Raw genomic sequence first — 15,752 nt, 5'->3', positions numbered from 1 at the left:
GCAGTGTGAGATTTGTAGTAGTGGCAGGACTACTATCATGAAAATCAGTCGCTGGTGAATTGTTATATAGAACACCGACTTCTGGATCTGTCGCACGTATCCTCTTCGGCAGCGTCAGATGTGTATAAGGGGCAGCGGGTGGAGTGCATCCCTGATGCTCACGGATCTCCGGCAGCTCCGTCTGCCGGACCGGCTCACCCTTCCCGCAGCAGCGGTGGTCTGGCTGGCACTGGGGTGCAGCGGTCACCACCGCGCTCTGGCGGGGGCGGTGGCGTGGTGGGCGCTGTGTGCGGTGCCGGGTCTGTTCTCGGCGAGGCTGAGGATCGGGGGAGGGGACGCCAAACTGGCACTGACGCTCGGCGCGGTCACCGCAGCGGCGGGCGGAGTTGGCGGCTGGTGGACGGCGGTGGCCGGGTCCTCCCTGCTGACCCTGGCGCTGGCTCCGGTATGTGCGGCCCGGGCGACGGAGAGGACCGGGAGGACAGGGACGGCCGAGAGGACAGGGACGGCCGGGAGGGCAGGGGATCCGGGGACCGACGGCAGCCCTGCCGGACCAGGGCGTCCAAGGGTTCCGCACGGCCCGGGAATGCTCGTGGCGTCCTGGCTCTCAGTACTTCTCACTGTGTGACACAACCTGCCGGCCGAGGTTCCACCCCGTGAGGTGGGGTCATGTGACGCCTCCGCCCACGCCGTGCCACAATGGCCCTTATGCTTCGTTGGACGACTGCCGGGGAATCCCACGGCCAGGCCCTTGTCACCATCGTCGAGAACCTCCCGGCGGGGGTGCCCTTCACCCGCGCTGAGGTCTCCCGCCAGCTCGCCCGCCGCCGCCTCGGATACGGCCGTGGCGCACGCATGAAGTTCGAGGCAGACGAGGTCACTTTTCTCGGTGGCGTCCGTCACGGTCTCACCCTCGGTTCCCCCGTCGCGGTGATGATCGGCAACACCGAGTGGCCGAAGTGGACGACGATCATGTCCGCCGACCCGGTCGACCGCGACGATCCTGAGGTCGCCAAGGAGATGAACTCCGGGAGGGGTGCCCGTCTCACCCGTCCACGTCCGGGTCACGCCGACCTGTCCGGGATGCTCAAGTACGGCCACACCGAGGCCCGTCCCGTTCTGGAGCGCTCCAGCGCCCGCGAGACAGCCGCCAGGGTCGCCGCCGGGACCGTCGCCCGGGCACTGCTGCGTGAGGTGACCGGCGCCGAGGTCGTCAGCCACGTGATCTCGATCGGGGAATCGGCCCCCTATGACGGGCCGGTGCCGGGTCCCGGTGACCTGGATGCGGTGGACGCCTCCCCGGTGCGGGCCTTCACCGGGTTCACCGACGAGCACGAGAAGTCCATGGTCGCGCAGATCGATGCCGCGAAGAAGTCCGGGGACACCCTCGGGGGTGTCGTCGAGGTCGTCGTCACCGGACTTCCCGTGGGATTGGGGAGCCATGTCTCCTGGGACTCCCGTCTCGACGGACGGCTGGCACAGGCGCTCATGAGTATCCAGGCCATCAAGGGTGTGGAGATCGGAGACGGTTTCGCCGAGGCCCGCCGCCGCGGGTCAGCCGCCCACGACGAGATCCGTCCCGCCGCTCACGGGATCGTCCGGGACACCAACCGTGCCGGGGGGCTGGAGGGTGGCATGACCAACGGGGAACCCCTGCGGGTCCGTGCCGCAATGAAACCGATATCCACTGTGCCCCGTGCCCTCGCCACCGTCGACACGGACACCGGTGCCCCGGCCAGCGGCATCCACCAGAGATCTGACGTGTGTGCCGTCCCCGCCGCCGGGGTCGTCGCCGAGGCCATGGTCGCGCTCGTCCTGGCAGGAGCACTGCTCGACAAGTTCGGCGGGGATTCCCTGGAGGAGACGCGCCGCAACTGCACGGCCTATCTCGCCGACATCGACGAACGCCTGAGGTGGGACAACCGGTCCGCCGACCCCGAGGAGGGCAGATAGCATGACGACACGGCAGGAGGGAACGCCCCGGCCGCATCCCCGAGTGGTGCTGGTGGGACTTCCCGGGGCGGGGAAGTCCACCATCGGCCGCCGCCTGGCCCACGCCCTGCACTGCGGGGTCGTGGACACGGACGTACTTATCGAGGAGGCCCAGGGAGCCCCCTGCGGGGACGTTTTCTCCGCTCTCGGAGAGCCGGCGTTCCGCGAACTTGAGGAGACCCTGGTCCGGCAGGCCCTGGACACCGACGGGATCGTGTCCCTGGGCGGAGGTGCGGTGATCTCGCCGAAGACCCGGGCCCTGCTCGACGACCATCTCGTCATCCATCTCCGGGTGTCCCCGGAGGAGGGTGTGAGACGGACATCGGTCGACGATTCCCGCCCCGTGCTCGCCGGGGCTGACCCCGTGGCACGCTACCGGCAGCTGCAGGAGGAACGTGACCCGTTCTACAACGAGGTCTCCGACCTCACCGTCTCCAGTGAGGGGAGGGATCCCCGGCAGACAGTCGCGGAAATACTCTATTTCCTCGAGGCGCTCGAGGAACCCGCCTCTCCGCACGGTCGCGGCAGTCGCGACGACAGAGACGACAGAGACGGCACAGCGGCCGCAGGGGAGAGCACGGTGACCGGACTGGGTGCGGCCACGGAAGCGGACCCGGACGCCGCGGGGACGGCATTCCACCGGATCCGGGTCGCCACCGGCTCCCCCTACGACGTGACAGTCGGCAGGGACCTCACGGGATGCGTCGCCCGGGCGGTTCCGGAGGCCGGGAGGGCGGTCATTCTCCACCAGCCGCCCCTGTCCGGTCTGGCGCAACGGGTGGCGGAGGGTTTCCGTTCCCGCGGCGTGGAGGTGACCCTCCACGAGACCCCTGACGCCGAGGACGCCAAGACCGTCGCCGGCGCGGCCGAATGCTGGGACGTGTGCGCGTCCGCAGGACTGACCCGCCAGGACGTGGTCGTGGGCGTCGGCGGCGGTGCCACCACCGACCTCGCCGGTTTCATCGCCGCGACTTGGATGCGCGGCATCCGGGTCGTCCACTACCCGACTACCCTGCTGGCGATGGTCGACGCGGCGGTCGGAGGAAAGACCGGGATCAACACTGCGGCAGGAAAGAACCTGGTCGGTGCCTTCCATGAACCCCGTGCAGTCTTCGTCGACCTGGATGTCCTGGACTCTCTTCCCGCCGCGGAGATCTCGGCCGGTTCCGCCGAGATCATCAAGGCAGGTTTCATCCGTGACCCCGGCATCCTCGACATCTACGAGGCTGACCCGGAGGCTGCTCTCGACCCGCGCGGCGCCCTTCCCGAGCTGATCCGCCGGGCGGTGACCGTGAAAGCGGACGTGGTGGGCAAGGACCTGCGGGAGTCCTCCCTGCGTGAGATCCTCAACTACGGCCACACCTACGGGCATGCGGTTGAACAGCACGAGCACTACCGGTGGCGGCACGGCCGTGCCGTGGCGGTGGGCATGGTCTTCGAGGCGGAGCTCGCACATGCTGTCGGACTGCTCGGATCGGACGCTGTCGCCCGGCACCGCCGTATCCTCACTTCTGCAGGTCTGCCGACCTCCTACGACGGGGCGTCCCTCGGAGAACTTCTCGAGGTGATGGGCCGTGACAAGAAGAACCGGGACGGTCACCTGCGCATCGTCGTGCTCTCCGACCGTGAGGGCCTTCCCTACACCCCGGTGCGTCTGGAGTCGCCGGAAATGTCTGCACTGCGCGCCGCCTACGACGCGACCACGAAGGAGCACAGGTGAGCATTCTCGTCGTCAACGGGCCCAACCTCGACCGTCTCGGCCGACGTCAGCCGGACATCTACGGGTCGACGACCCTGCAGGACATCGAGGACGGACTGGCGGCCAGGGCCGGGGAACTCGGTGTGGAGGTGGACTTCTTCCGGTCGAACAGCGAGGGTGAGATCATCGACCGGATCCACCGGGCCGCCGACGACGGCGATGCCGTAATCATCAACGCAGGAGGCTTGACCCACACTTCTGTGGCCCTGAAGGACGCCCTGGTCGAGATCGCCGACGGGGCCGGCTACGTCGAGGTCCACATCTCCAATATCCATGCCCGGGAAGAGTTCCGGCACCACAGCTACCTGTCCGCGGGGGCAGCCGGAGTCATCGTCGGCCTCGGCGCCTACGGGTACACGGCGGCACTGGAGTTCCTCGCCCGGAGGTGATGACGGACAGGGTGTCCGGAACCCGGAAGTGACCCGGGCGGGCACCGGGACCACGGCGTAGGCTCAGAGGACATGAGCGCAACAGTCGACTACTCCTCCCGCCGGGCTGCCGTGGCCCGCACGATCTCCACCTCCGGCCACCGGAACCTGCTGGTCAGTGACCTGAAGAATGTCCGCTACCTCACAGGCTTCACTGGCTCCAACGCCGCCCTCCTCCTCGGGGCCGACGGGTCCGCCACTGTCGTCACCGACGGTCGTTACGACACACAGATCCGTCAGCAGACGGCGTCCTCCCCGGACCTGGACATCCTGATCTCCCGGGACCTGTTCGGCGAGCTCGACCGTGTCGCCGGGGACGCCGGGTACGCGGTCGAACCCGGACTGCCGGTGGGCACCGCCCGCGCTCTCGGCGATCCTGCGGTCCTCGAGGGCGCAGTGGAGAAGGCCCGGCTGGTCAAGGACACATCGGAGCTCGCCGCACTGCGGGAGGCGGGACGCCTGGCGGACACCGTGTTCACCGAGTTCATCGCAGCGGGCGGTATCCGCGGGGGGATCACCGAGATCGAGGCGGCGGCCGACCTGGAGCACCGCCTCCGTGCCGCCGGGGCGGACGGACTGAGCTTCGACACGATACTGGCCTCAGGCACCAACGCCGCCAAGCCTCATGCCGGGGTCTCCCGCGACGTCATCGTGCCCGGCCTGGTCACCGTCGACTTCGGGGTGTGGCTCGACGGGTACGCCTCCGACCAGACACGCACCGTCTGCGTCGGGGAACCCGACGAGTTCTCACGCGAACTCTACGGGCTCGTCCACCGGTCCTTCCTCGCCGGTGTTGACGCCGTCAGGCCGGGAGCCGGACTCTTCGCCGTCGACAAGGTCTGCCGTGACATCATCACCGAAGCGGGCTACGGGGAGTACTTCGTGCACTCCACCGGCCACGGGGTGGGCCTGGACGTCCACGAGGCACCTTATGCGGCGTCGCGTACGGACGAGTCGGAGACGCTGGTGGCAGGGGAGACGTTGACGATCGAACCGGGGGTGTATCTGCCCGGCCGGACCGGCGTGAGGATCGAGAACACCTACATCGTCACGGAGGACGGGGCGGAGACGGTTAACCCCTCGACGACCGAGCTGCAGGTCGTGTAGGACCACGACCGAGCTGCAGGTCGTGCAGGACCACCTGCTAGACTGTCGGGTCGATTACCTGTCCGACTTTCCTCTAGGGAGTACACACGTGGCAACCACCGCGGATTTCAAGAACGGTCTCGTGCTGAAGATCGACAACAAGCTGCAGCAGATCACCGAGTTCCAGCACGTCAAGCCCGGTAAGGGCCCGGCGTTCGTCCGCACCAAGCTCAAGGATGTCGTCACCGGCAAGGTCGTCGACAAGACCTTCAACGCCGGGGTCAAGGTGGAGACCGCCACGGTGGACCGTCGTGACATGGACTACCTCTACAACGACGGTGAGAACTACGTCGTCATGGACACGAAGACCTTCGAGCAGTACGAGGTCCCCCAGGAGAAGTTCGGTGACGCCGGTCGTTTCCTCAAGGACGGCATGAAGGTGCAGCTGTCCTTCCACGACGGTGAGATCCTCTTCGGCGAACTGCCCGTCTCCGTCGACCTGGTCGTCGAGCACACCGATCCGGGCCTGCAGGGCGACCGCTCCACCGGCGGCACCAAGCCCGCCACCCTGGAGACCGGTGCGGAGGTCCAGGTGCCGCTGTTCATCGAGACCGGTAACGTGCTGAAGATCGACACGCGCGACGGGTCCTACCTCTCCCGCGTCGCGCAGTAGAGTCACTGATCCCCGCAGATGACTCAGGAGAAGAAACACCACCGCCACGGGTCCCGGTTCCGGGCGCGCCGGCGAGCCGTCGACATGCTCTACGAGGCCGAGTTCCGGGACATCGACCCGGTGGAGATCGTCGAGGACCGTCGCGAACTGTCCAAGGATGAAGCGAACCAGGTCGCACCGGTCAACCCGTACACCGCGGTGATCGTCACCGGCGTCGCCGAACACCTCGACGGGGTTGACGCGGAAATCGCCGCGCACCTGTCGAGTGAGTGGACCCTCGAGCGACTTCCCGCCGTCGACCGTGCGGTGCTGCGTGTCGGTGCGTGGGAACTGCTCTACAACAGTGACGAGGTCCCCGGGAAAGTCGCCGTCGACGAGGGTATCGGGCTGGCGAAGGAGTACGGGCACCCCAAAGCACCCGGCTACGTCCACGCGGTGCTGGACGGGATAGCCCGGTCCCACCGTCTGGCCCGTGAGACGACCCCCGGTGAACCCGTTCCGGACGAAGCCGTCGACAGTGACCCGGACGGTGCCGGTGAGGTCCCCGGCACCGACGGCACTCACCGGGCCCCGTGATACACTGACCGACGGCAAGGGACCGGCTGTCCGCCGGCCCGACCACCTTTAACGATCCGTCCAGTGAGGCGGGGAAGGAGGTCACGATGAACACGAATGCTGCCGACGACAACACGTCCGTTGTCCTCATGGACAACGACGATGTCGGACGTACCATCGCACGCATCGCGCACCAGATCATAGAGAAGACCGCACTCGATTCACCCGGTGCTGACCGGGTGGTTCTCCTGGGTATCCCCTCCGGTGGCGTCCCCCTGGCAGCGCGGCTCGCCGCCCGGATCCGGGACTTCAGCGGGGTGACGGTCTTCCACGGCGCGCTTGACGTCACCCTCTACCGTGACGACCTGAAGAAGAGCCCGCACCGGGCTCTGCAGTCCACCACCGTCCCCCGTGAGGGCATCGAAGGGGCGACCGTGGTCCTCGTCGACGACGTCCTCTTCTCCGGACGGACGATCCGCTCCGCGCTCGACGCCCTCCGCGACATCGGACGGGCCCGCAGAGTCCAGCTGGCCGTCCTCGTCGACCGCGGGCACCGTGAACTGCCCATCCGCGCAGACTACGTCGGCAAGAACATCCCCACGGCACTGACCGAGGACGTGTGCGTGGACCTGGCGGAGATCGACGGCGCCGACGGCGTCCGCCTGCTCCGCCCCGCAGCACCCGAGGGCGACGGAGGTACCGCCGAATGAAACACCTGCTCAGTATCGCCGATCTCACCCCCGACGAGATCACCGGCCTGATGGACGAGGCTGACCGCTTCGCCGACTCCCTGCGTGACAGGGAGGTCAGGAAGCTCCCGACGCTGCGCGGCCGCACCGTCTTCACACTCTTCTACGAGAACTCGACCCGGACGCGGTCCAGCTTCGAGACCGCGGGCAAGTGGATGAGCGCGGACGTGATCAACATTTCCGCGGCGTCCTCCTCGGTGAAGAAGGGCGAGTCACTGAAGGACACGGCACTGACCCTGCGCGCCGTCGGGGCGGACGCCATCATCATCCGGCACCCCTCGTCCGGCGCCGCCCGGCAGGTCGCCGGATGGGTCGGCCGGGGCGGCGACGGCATCAGCGTCCTCAACGCCGGTGACGGTGCCCACGAACACCCCACCCAGGCGCTGCTGGACGCCGTGACACTGCGCAGCCGCCTCGGCCACGTCGACGGAGCCAGGATCGTCATCGTCGGCGACCTGCTCCACTCCCGCGTCGCCAGGTCCGACGCCCTGCTGTTCACCGCCCTCGGAGCACACGTGACCTTCGTCGCCCCGGCGACACTGCGGGCCCCGGGCATGGAGAAGTGGGTCAACCCCCACGGCGGGACCGGCACGGTGACCGTCACCGACGACATGGACTCCGCCCTGGACTCCGCGGACGCCGTGATGATGCTGCGCGTCCAGGCCGAGAGAATGAACGGCGGATTCTTCCCCTCCCACCGCGAGTACGCGGCACGGTACGGGCTGTCCGAGGCCCGGGCGGCCCGCCTGCAGGACCACACGGTGATCATGCACCCCGGCCCTATGCTCCGCGGTATGGAGATCAGCGACTCCGTCGCCGACGCCCCCAACACCGTCGTCCTCCAGCAGGTCAGCACCGGTGTCCATGTCCGCATGGCTACACTGTTCACCCTGCTCGTCGGCGCAGAAGGGAGCGCTGAATGAGCTCCCGGCACCCGGCACGGCATGCCGGACACAGTCAACGGCCCCAGACCAACGGTGACACGACCCGTCGGACAACCCCGGCGGTCAGGCAGGAGAGCAACGTGAACGACTACCCGCAGACCGGACTCCTCCATGACCCGGCACCCGGTGAACTGCTGCTGCGCGGCGTCCTCCTCTACGGCGAAGGGGAACCCGCAGACGTCCTGGTGCGCGACGGCGTCATCGTCGCGATCGAGGACGCCGGTTCCCTTACCCCGGACACTGACGCCGACATCCTCGGGCTCGACGGCCAGGTGCTGCTGCCCGGGCTGGTGGACATGCACGTCCACCTCCGGGAACCCGGCAGGGAGGACACCGAGACCATCGCCTCAGGATCAGCCGCCGCCGCCCGCGGCGGGTTCACCGCGGTGTTCACCATGGCCAACACCGACCCGGTGACCGACAGTCCCGCAGTCGCGGAGATGGTGTGGATGAAAGGCCAGCAGACCAACCTCTGCGACGTCCACCCCGTCGGCTCCGTCACCAGGGGGCTGCAGGGCCGTGAACTCACCGAGTTCGGGATGATGGCAGCCTCAGGGGCGAAGGTGCGCATGTTCTCCGACGACGGCCGGTGCGTCGCCGACCCGCAGCTCATGCGACGGGCCGTTGAATACTCCGGAGACCTCGGCGTCCTCATCGCCGAACACTGCGAGGAACCACGCCTGACCGAAGGTGCCGTGGCACATGAAGGGGAGACCGCCGCGAGGCTCGGCCTGCGCGGCTGGCCCCGGGTGGCCGAGGAGTCCGTCGTCGCCAGAGATGCGCTGCTCGCCCGCGACTACGGCGGACGGGTCCACATCTGCCACGCCTCCACCGAAGGCACCGTGGAACTGCTTCGGTGGGCCAGGGGACAGGGCATCCCGCTGACCGCCGAAGTCACCCCCCACCACCTCCTGCTCACCGACGAGAAGCTGGAGACCTACGACGGGAACTACCGGGTCAACCCGCCGCTGCGCGAAACCCGGGACACCCTCGCACTGAGGGCCGCACTCATCGACGGCACCCTCGACTGCGTCGCCACCGACCACGCACCTCACGGTTCCGAGGAGAAGTGCTGCGAGTTCGACCGGGCACGCCCCGGCATGCTCGGGCTGGAAACCTCCCTGGCACTCATGGCGGAACTCTTCGTCACCGACGCACCCGAAGGGCAGCGACCGCAGGACTGGCGGTTCATCGCCAGGGTCATGTCCGAACGGCCCGCCGAGATTCTCCGCCTCCCCGGCCACGGGCGACCCCTGGCCGTGGGGGAACCGGCGAACCTGTGCGTCGTCGACACCACCCGCCGGTGGACCGCCCACGGTGCCGACCTTGCCTCGAAGGCGTCCAACACCCCCTACGAGGGGACCGAACTGCCGGTCAAGGTATCCACCACCGTGCTGCGGGGCAGGGTCACCTGCCGCGACGGTGAAGTTGTGGAGCTCCCGTGACAGGCACACCGTCCGCTGCAGCCGAACGGCCCGCCGAGACCGACACGACAACTACGGCAACTGCGGCAACTACGACAACTACGACAGAGAAGAGCGATTCAGTGAGTTCCAACCGGACACCCGCGATCCTGGTGCTCGCCGACGGGCGGGTCTTCCGCGGTCGGGCCTTCGGCGCCCAGGGCACCACCCTGGGAGAAGCCGTGTTCACCACGGCCATGACCGGATACCAGGAAACCATGACCGACCCCTCCTACCACCGGCAGATCGTGGTGGCGACAGCCCCGCAGATCGGGAACACCGGTTGGAACGACGAGGACGGTGAATCACGCGGAGACCGGATCTGGGTCGCCGGACTCGTGGTCCGAGACCTCTCCCGCACCGTGTCGAGCTGGCGCGCCCGGCGCAGTCTCAGTGACGAGATGCAGGCCCAGGGCGTCGTCGGAATCCAGGGGGTCGACACGCGGGCCATCGTCCGTCACCTGCGCGACCGCGGTTCAGTCAAGGCCGGAGTCTTCTCCGGTGACGCCGCCGACCGGCCCGTCGCGGAACTCGTCGCCGACGTCGCCGCACAGCCCTCCATGGCCGGTGCCGACCTTGCCCGGGAAGTCTCCACCGACGAGGTCTACATCGTCGAACCCACCGGCGACCACGCCGGATCCGCACCCCGCTTCACGGTCCTCGCCTACGACATGGGCATCAAGACCAACACGCCGCGCAACTTCGCCGCCCGCGGCGTGAGGACCGTCGTCGTGCCCGCCGACTCCCCGGTCGAACCGCTGCTCGCCGAGTACCGGCCCGACGGGGTGTTCATCTCCAACGGCCCCGGCGACCCCGCCACCGCCGACGTCATGGTCGAACAGGTCCGCACCGTCCTCGGCCGTGGCATCCCCCTGTTCGGCATCTGCTTCGGCAACCAGATCCTCGGACGCGCCCTCGGCATGGAGACCTACAAGCTCAAGTTCGGTCACCGGGGCGTCAACGTGCCCGTGATCAACCACCTCACCGGCGTCATCGACATCACCGCACAGAACCACGGGTTCGCACTGAAAGGCCGGGCCGGTGAACCTTTCGACACACCTTTCGGCACCGCCCAGGTCACCCACACCTGCCTCAACGACGACTGTGTCGAAGGAGTCGCCCTCGACAACGGACTCGCCTTCTCCGTCCAGTACCACCCCGAGGCCGCCGCCGGCCCCCATGACGCCAACCCGCTGTTCGACCAGTTCATCGAACTGATGGAAGGGAACAACTAAATGCCGAAGCGCACCGACCTCAACCACATCCTCGTCATCGGCTCCGGCCCCATCGTCATCGGTCAGGCGTGCGAGTTCGACTACTCCGGCACCCAGGCCTGCCGGGTGCTCAAGGAGGAGGGACTGCGGGTCACCCTCATCAACTCCAATCCGGCGACCATCATGACCGACCCCGAGTTCGCCGACCACACCTACATCGAACCTATCGGCCCCGAGTACATCGAGAAGATCTTCGCCGCCGAGCAGGAGGCCGGCCACCCGGTGGACGCCGTGCTCGCCACCCTCGGCGGCCAGACCGCCCTCAACGCCGCCATCCAGCTCGACCGTCTCGGCATCCTCGACCGCTACGGTGTCGAACTGATCGGTGCCGACATCGACGCCATCGAACGGGGCGAGGACCGCCAGAAGTTCAAGGACATCGTCGCCTCGATCGGCGGAGAGTCCGCACGCTCCCGGGTCTGCCACAACATGGACGAGGTCCACGCCGCCGTCGCCGAGCTGGGACTGCCCGTCGTCGTCCGCCCCTCCTTCACCATGGGCGGGCTCGGTTCCGGTCTCGCGTACACCTACGAGGACCTCGACCGCATCGCCGGGGGCGGTCTCGACGCCTCCCCTGAGGCCAATGTCCTCATCGAGGAATCCATCCTCGGCTGGAAGGAGTTCGAGCTCGAGCTCATGCGCGACGGTGCGGACAACGCCGTCGTCGTCTGTTCCATCGAGAACATCGACGCACTCGGCGTCCACACCGGTGACTCGATGACCGTCGCACCGTCGATGACGCTCACCGACCGCGAGTACCAGAAGATGCGGGACCAGGGCCTGGCCATCCTCCGCGCCGTCGGCGTCGACACCGGCGGATGCAACATCCAGTTCGCCGTCAACCCCGAGGACGGCCGCCTCATCACCATCGAGATGAACCCCCGGGTCTCCCGCTCCTCGGCACTGGCATCGAAGGCCACCGGATTCCCGATCGCGAAAATCGCGGCGAAACTCGCCATCGGCTACACGCTCGACGAAATCACCAACGACATCACCCGGGTCACCCCGGCAGCCTTCGAACCGACCCTCGACTATGTCATCGTCAAGGCGCCACGGTTCGCCTTCGAGAAGTTCCCCGGCTCCGACGACACCCTCACCACCACGATGAAGTCCGTCGGCGAGGCCATGGCCATCTCCCGCAACTACATCTCCGCACTGAACAAGGTCCTGCGGTCCCTGGAGACGAAGGCCGCCGGATTCTGGACCCTGTCCGACGAACAGATCGCCGGCGACCGTGCCCACGACCTCGCCGCCGTCCTCGACGACCTGGGCCGGCCCACCGAGGGCAGGATGTACGACATGGAGCTGGCACTGCGCCTCGGCGCCACCGTCGACCAGGTCCACACCGCCTCCAAGGGAGTCGACCCGTGGTTCCTCGAGGAGCTCAAGGCGCTCGTCGACTTCCGCCGGGAGCTGGAGGACGCCCCGGTCCTGACCGCCGACCTGCTGCGCGAGGCGAAGTTCCTCGGCCTGTCCGACGCCCAGATCGCCGCGCTGCGCCCCGAACTGGCCGGTGAGGACGGGGTCAGGTCACTGAGGTGGTCCCTGGGGATCCGCCCCGTGTTCAAGACCGTGGACACCTGCGCCGCAGAGTTCGAGGCGAAGACCCCGTACCACTACTCCAGTTACGAACTCGACCCGGCCGCCGAATCGGAGATCGCACCGCAGACCGGGAAGCCGAAGATCCTCATCCTGGGTTCCGGACCGAACCGGATCGGCCAGGGTATCGAGTTCGACTACTCCTGTGTCCACGCCGCACTGGAACTGTCCCGCGTCGGCTACGAGACGGTGATGGTCAACTGCAACCCGGAGACCGTCTCCACCGACTACGACACCGCCGACCGCCTCTACTTCGAGCCCCTCACCTTCGAGGACGTCATGGAGGTCTACCACGCCGAAACCCGGTCCGGTGACGTCGCCGGGGTGATCGTCCAGCTCGGCGGGCAGACCCCGCTGGGACTGGCACAACGGCTCTCCGACGCCGGCGTCCCCGTCATCGGCACCTCACCGACGGCGATCAACCTGGCCGAGGACCGTGGCGAGTTCGGCCACGTCCTGGAACGCGCCGGCCTGCCGGCACCCGCCTACGGCACAGCCACCAGCTTCGACGAAGCCCGCGAGGTCGCCACCGGGATCGGTTACCCGGTGCTGGTCCGCCCGTCCTATGTGCTGGGCGGACGGGGAATGGAGATCGTCTACGACGAGGATTCCCTGCACGACTACATCGACCGGGCCACGGAGATCACCTCCGACCACCCCGTCCTGGTCGACCGCTTCCTCGACAACGCGATCGAGATCGACGTCGACGCCCTGTGCGACGGGGAAGATGTCTACCTCGCCGGAGTGATGGAACACATCGAGGAGGCGGGTATCCACTCCGGTGACTCCGCCTGCTCCCTGCCCCCGATGACCCTCGGTGAGTCCGACATCGACAATGTCCGCCGCTCCACCGCAGCCCTGGCACACGGCATCGGTGTCAAGGGACTGATGAACGTCCAGTTCGCGCTGAAGGACGACGTCCTCTACGTCATCGAAGCCAACCCGCGTGCCTCGCGGACCGTACCGTTCGTCTCGAAGGCCACCGGCGTCCCGCTGGCGAAGGCCGCCTCCCGGATCATGACCGGGACGTCGATCCGTGAGCTCGTCACCGAGGGCATGATCCCCGCCGACCGTGACGGAGGGTCACTGCCGCTCGGACACCCCATCGCCGTCAAAGAAGCGGTCCTGCCGTTCAACCGCTTCCGCGACCCTCAGGGGCATGTGCTCGACAGTCTCCTCAGCCCCGAGATGAAGTCCACCGGTGAGGTCATGGGCCTCGACCACGACTTCGGCACCGCCTTCGCGAAGTCCCAGGAGGCCGCCTACGGCCGTCTGCCCACCTCGGGTACCTGCTTCGTCTCGGTGGCCAACCGAGACAAGCGCACCATGATCCTGCCGATCCAGCGGCTGGCCTCGCTCGGCTTCGATCTGGTGGCCACCCGGGGCACTGCACGGATGCTGCAGCGTAACGGCATCGACTGCACCACTGTCGCCAAGCAGACCGAGGACCTGCCCGCCGGATCCACCGACCGCAGGATCGTCGACCTCATCAACGCCGGCGACATCGACGTGATCATCAACACACCTGCCGGGAATGCTGCGGCACGTGACGACGGATACGAGATCCGGTCGGCGGCGGTGAGCCACGGCGTCCTCTGCGTCACCACGGTCCAGGGCGCCATCGCGGCGGTCCAGGGGATCGAGGCGCTCAAGGACACCGAGACCGGGGTCTGCGCGATCCAGGACGTGGACCATGACGCCCGCTGACCGCGGAGCCCTACCCGCTGACCGCGGAGCCCTACCCGCTGACCGCGGAGCCCTACCCGCTCCACCGTCCGCAGGCGGTCCGGCACAGGAGGACGGGACCTTCGGGGAACGCTTCCTCGCCCGGGCAGGGACCCTGGGACGCCTCTGCGTGGGCATGGACCCGCACGCCGGCATCCTCGAGGCCTGGGGACTCCCCGTCACCGTCGACGGACTCCGTGAGTTCTCCCGCATCTGCGTCGACGCCTTCGCCGACACCGCCTGCGTGGTCAAGCCCCAGGTCGCCTTCTACGAGGCCTTCGGGTCCGCCGGTATCGCCGTCCTCGAGGACGCCCTGGCCGCCCTCAGGACGGCAGGGACACTGGTCATCGCCGACGCGAAGAGGGGTGACATCGGATCAACCATGGCCGGATACGCCACCGCCTGGCTGGGAAAGGATTCACCGCTGCGCGCAGACGCGGTCACCGTCTCCCCGTACCTCGGCCTCGGGTCCCTCGACCCTGTCCTGGAGGTCGGGGAACGGACCGCCCGGGGCGTCATCGTGCTCGCGGCGACGTCCAACCCGTCAGGCCCCCAGTTTCAGCGGCTGGGCACAGGGGAGCACGGTACCGGTCCCACCGTCGCCCAGACTGTCGTCGACAGCGTCTCCGCCCTCAACTCCGCCCATGTGCGCCACGGACGTGCCGGCAATGTCGGCGTCGTCGTCGGAGCGACCGTCACCGACCCTCCGGTGCTGGACGCGGTGGGAGGCATGGTCCTCATGCCCGGTGTCGGTGCGCAGGGCGGCAGTGCCGCCGATGTCGCCCGGATCGCCGGGGGAGCAGCCCGACTCACCAGTCCGAGCATGTCCCGTTCGATCCTGTCCGCCGGACCGGACACCGGGGCGTTGCGCCGGGCGGTCCTCGGTTCCTCAGCGGAATTCCCTCCGGCGGTATAGGGTCGGAAATCGGGCCTGTCCTGCTCAAGCCACCTGGGCCGGTATTCGACATCCGCAGGTGGGGACGCTACACTTGGCCCGTTGTTTCACGGAGATGTTTCCCCGTGGCGGTCCCACCGGACTCCGCAGCGGAACTCCCGTCTCGTCGCCACCGTAACCCCGGTGCCGACCGCGATCCCCGGCGCAGCGGACCGGTAACGTCCGCACCACCGGGGGGAAACACCCGAAAGAACTCATCCGACGACATACGACATACGGAGGAACCCGTGGCCCTTCCCCAGTTGACCCCGGAGCAGCGCGCAGAAGCCCTCAAGAAGGCCGCCGAGGCCCGCAAGGCCCGCGCCGAGCTGAAGGAACAGCTGAAGCGTGGCGGAACCAACCTGAAGCAGGTCCTCGCCAAGGCTGACACTGACCCGATCATCGGCAAGATGAAGGTCTCCGCACTTCTCGAGGCTCTCCCCAAGGTCGGCAAGGTCAAGGCCCAGGAGATCATGACCGAGCTGGAAATCGCCCCCACCCGTCGTCTGCGTGGTCTCGGTGACCGCCAGCGTCGCGCCCTGCTGGAGCGCTTCAACTTCGAGGCGTAGGC

14 protein-coding genes are annotated in these 15,752 nt (G+C 67.9%); all 14 read left to right on the top strand.

The features are described 5' to 3' along the window. Positions 1-118: 118 nt before the first annotated feature. The 14 genes from E0E18_RS02290 to mihF all read left to right on the top strand — a co-directional run bounded on the left by E0E18_RS02290 (position 119) and on the right by mihF (position 15,750). Positions 119-628 (top strand): prepilin peptidase, encoded by a 510-nt coding sequence (locus E0E18_RS02290; protein ID WP_130839221.1) that lies wholly within the window; start codon positions 119-121, stop codon positions 626-628. A gap of 80 nt (positions 629-708) precedes the next feature. Next, positions 709-1,953: a chorismate synthase gene (aroC, locus tag E0E18_RS02285; RefSeq protein WP_130839220.1), complete on the top strand. Its 1,245-nt coding sequence runs from the start codon at positions 709-711 to the stop codon at positions 1,951-1,953. 1 nt (position 1,954) lies between these two features. Continuing rightward, the gene (gene aroB / locus E0E18_RS02280; RefSeq protein WP_130839219.1) at positions 1,955-3,712 is read left to right on the top strand and encodes a 3-dehydroquinate synthase; all 1,758 of its coding nucleotides are present in this window, start codon (positions 1,955-1,957) and stop codon (positions 3,710-3,712) included. After that, entirely contained in the window at positions 3,709-4,140 is a 432-nt protein-coding gene (gene aroQ / locus E0E18_RS02275) for a type II 3-dehydroquinate dehydratase (RefSeq protein ID WP_110481393.1), read from the top strand. Before aroB ends, aroQ begins: the two co-directional genes overlap by 4 nt. A gap of 72 nt (positions 4,141-4,212) precedes the next feature. After that, positions 4,213-5,286, top strand: coding sequence for a M24 family metallopeptidase (locus tag E0E18_RS02270; protein WP_066588691.1), 1,074 nt, complete (start codon positions 4,213-4,215; stop codon positions 5,284-5,286). Positions 5,287-5,374: 88 nt separating this feature from the next. Continuing rightward, on the top strand, positions 5,375-5,938 hold the full coding sequence (gene efp / locus E0E18_RS02265; protein ID WP_066588694.1) for an elongation factor P: 564 nt from the start codon (positions 5,375-5,377) through the stop codon (positions 5,936-5,938). Between the two features lie 18 nt (positions 5,939-5,956). Next, a complete protein-coding gene (nusB, locus tag E0E18_RS02260) occupies positions 5,957-6,514 on the top strand; it encodes a transcription antitermination factor NusB (protein ID WP_066588697.1) in 558 nt (185 codons plus the stop codon). A gap of 86 nt (positions 6,515-6,600) precedes the next feature. Continuing rightward, positions 6,601-7,203, top strand: a complete 603-nt coding sequence (gene pyrR, locus E0E18_RS02255) for a bifunctional pyr operon transcriptional regulator/uracil phosphoribosyltransferase PyrR (protein ID WP_066588699.1) — start codon at positions 6,601-6,603, stop codon at positions 7,201-7,203. Continuing rightward, positions 7,200-8,165 carry an aspartate carbamoyltransferase catalytic subunit gene (locus tag E0E18_RS02250; protein ID WP_130839218.1) on the top strand — a complete coding sequence of 322 codons (966 nt, stop codon included), beginning with the start codon at positions 7,200-7,202 and terminating at the stop codon, positions 8,163-8,165. The genes pyrR and E0E18_RS02250 overlap by 4 nt, the downstream gene beginning before the upstream one ends. Then, on the top strand, positions 8,162-9,631 hold the full coding sequence (locus E0E18_RS02245; protein ID WP_110481396.1) for a dihydroorotase: 1,470 nt from the start codon (positions 8,162-8,164) through the stop codon (positions 9,629-9,631). The genes E0E18_RS02250 and E0E18_RS02245 overlap by 4 nt, the downstream gene beginning before the upstream one ends. 101 nt (positions 9,632-9,732) lie before the next feature. After that, a complete protein-coding gene (carA, locus tag E0E18_RS02240) occupies positions 9,733-10,884 on the top strand; it encodes a glutamine-hydrolyzing carbamoyl-phosphate synthase small subunit (RefSeq protein WP_066588702.1) in 1,152 nt (383 codons plus the stop codon). Continuing rightward, positions 10,885-14,229: a carbamoyl-phosphate synthase large subunit gene (gene carB, locus E0E18_RS02235; protein WP_130839217.1), complete on the top strand. Its 3,345-nt coding sequence runs from the start codon at positions 10,885-10,887 to the stop codon at positions 14,227-14,229. Then, a complete protein-coding gene (gene pyrF, locus E0E18_RS02230) occupies positions 14,216-15,163 on the top strand; it encodes an orotidine-5'-phosphate decarboxylase (RefSeq protein WP_130839216.1) in 948 nt (315 codons plus the stop codon). Before carB ends, pyrF begins: the two co-directional genes overlap by 14 nt. Positions 15,164-15,429: 266 nt before the next feature. Further along, positions 15,430-15,750, top strand: coding sequence for an integration host factor, actinobacterial type (gene mihF, locus E0E18_RS02225; protein ID WP_066588710.1), 321 nt, complete (start codon positions 15,430-15,432; stop codon positions 15,748-15,750). The last annotated feature ends 2 nt before the right edge of the window (positions 15,751-15,752 follow it).

The organism is Corynebacterium neomassiliense (assembly GCF_900626215.1).
In the GTDB taxonomy this organism is placed as follows: domain Bacteria; phylum Actinomycetota; class Actinomycetes; order Mycobacteriales; family Mycobacteriaceae; genus Corynebacterium; species Corynebacterium neomassiliense.
Note: the sequence above shows the minus strand (reverse complement) of the source record. Positions and strands in the feature narration are given on the sequence as shown.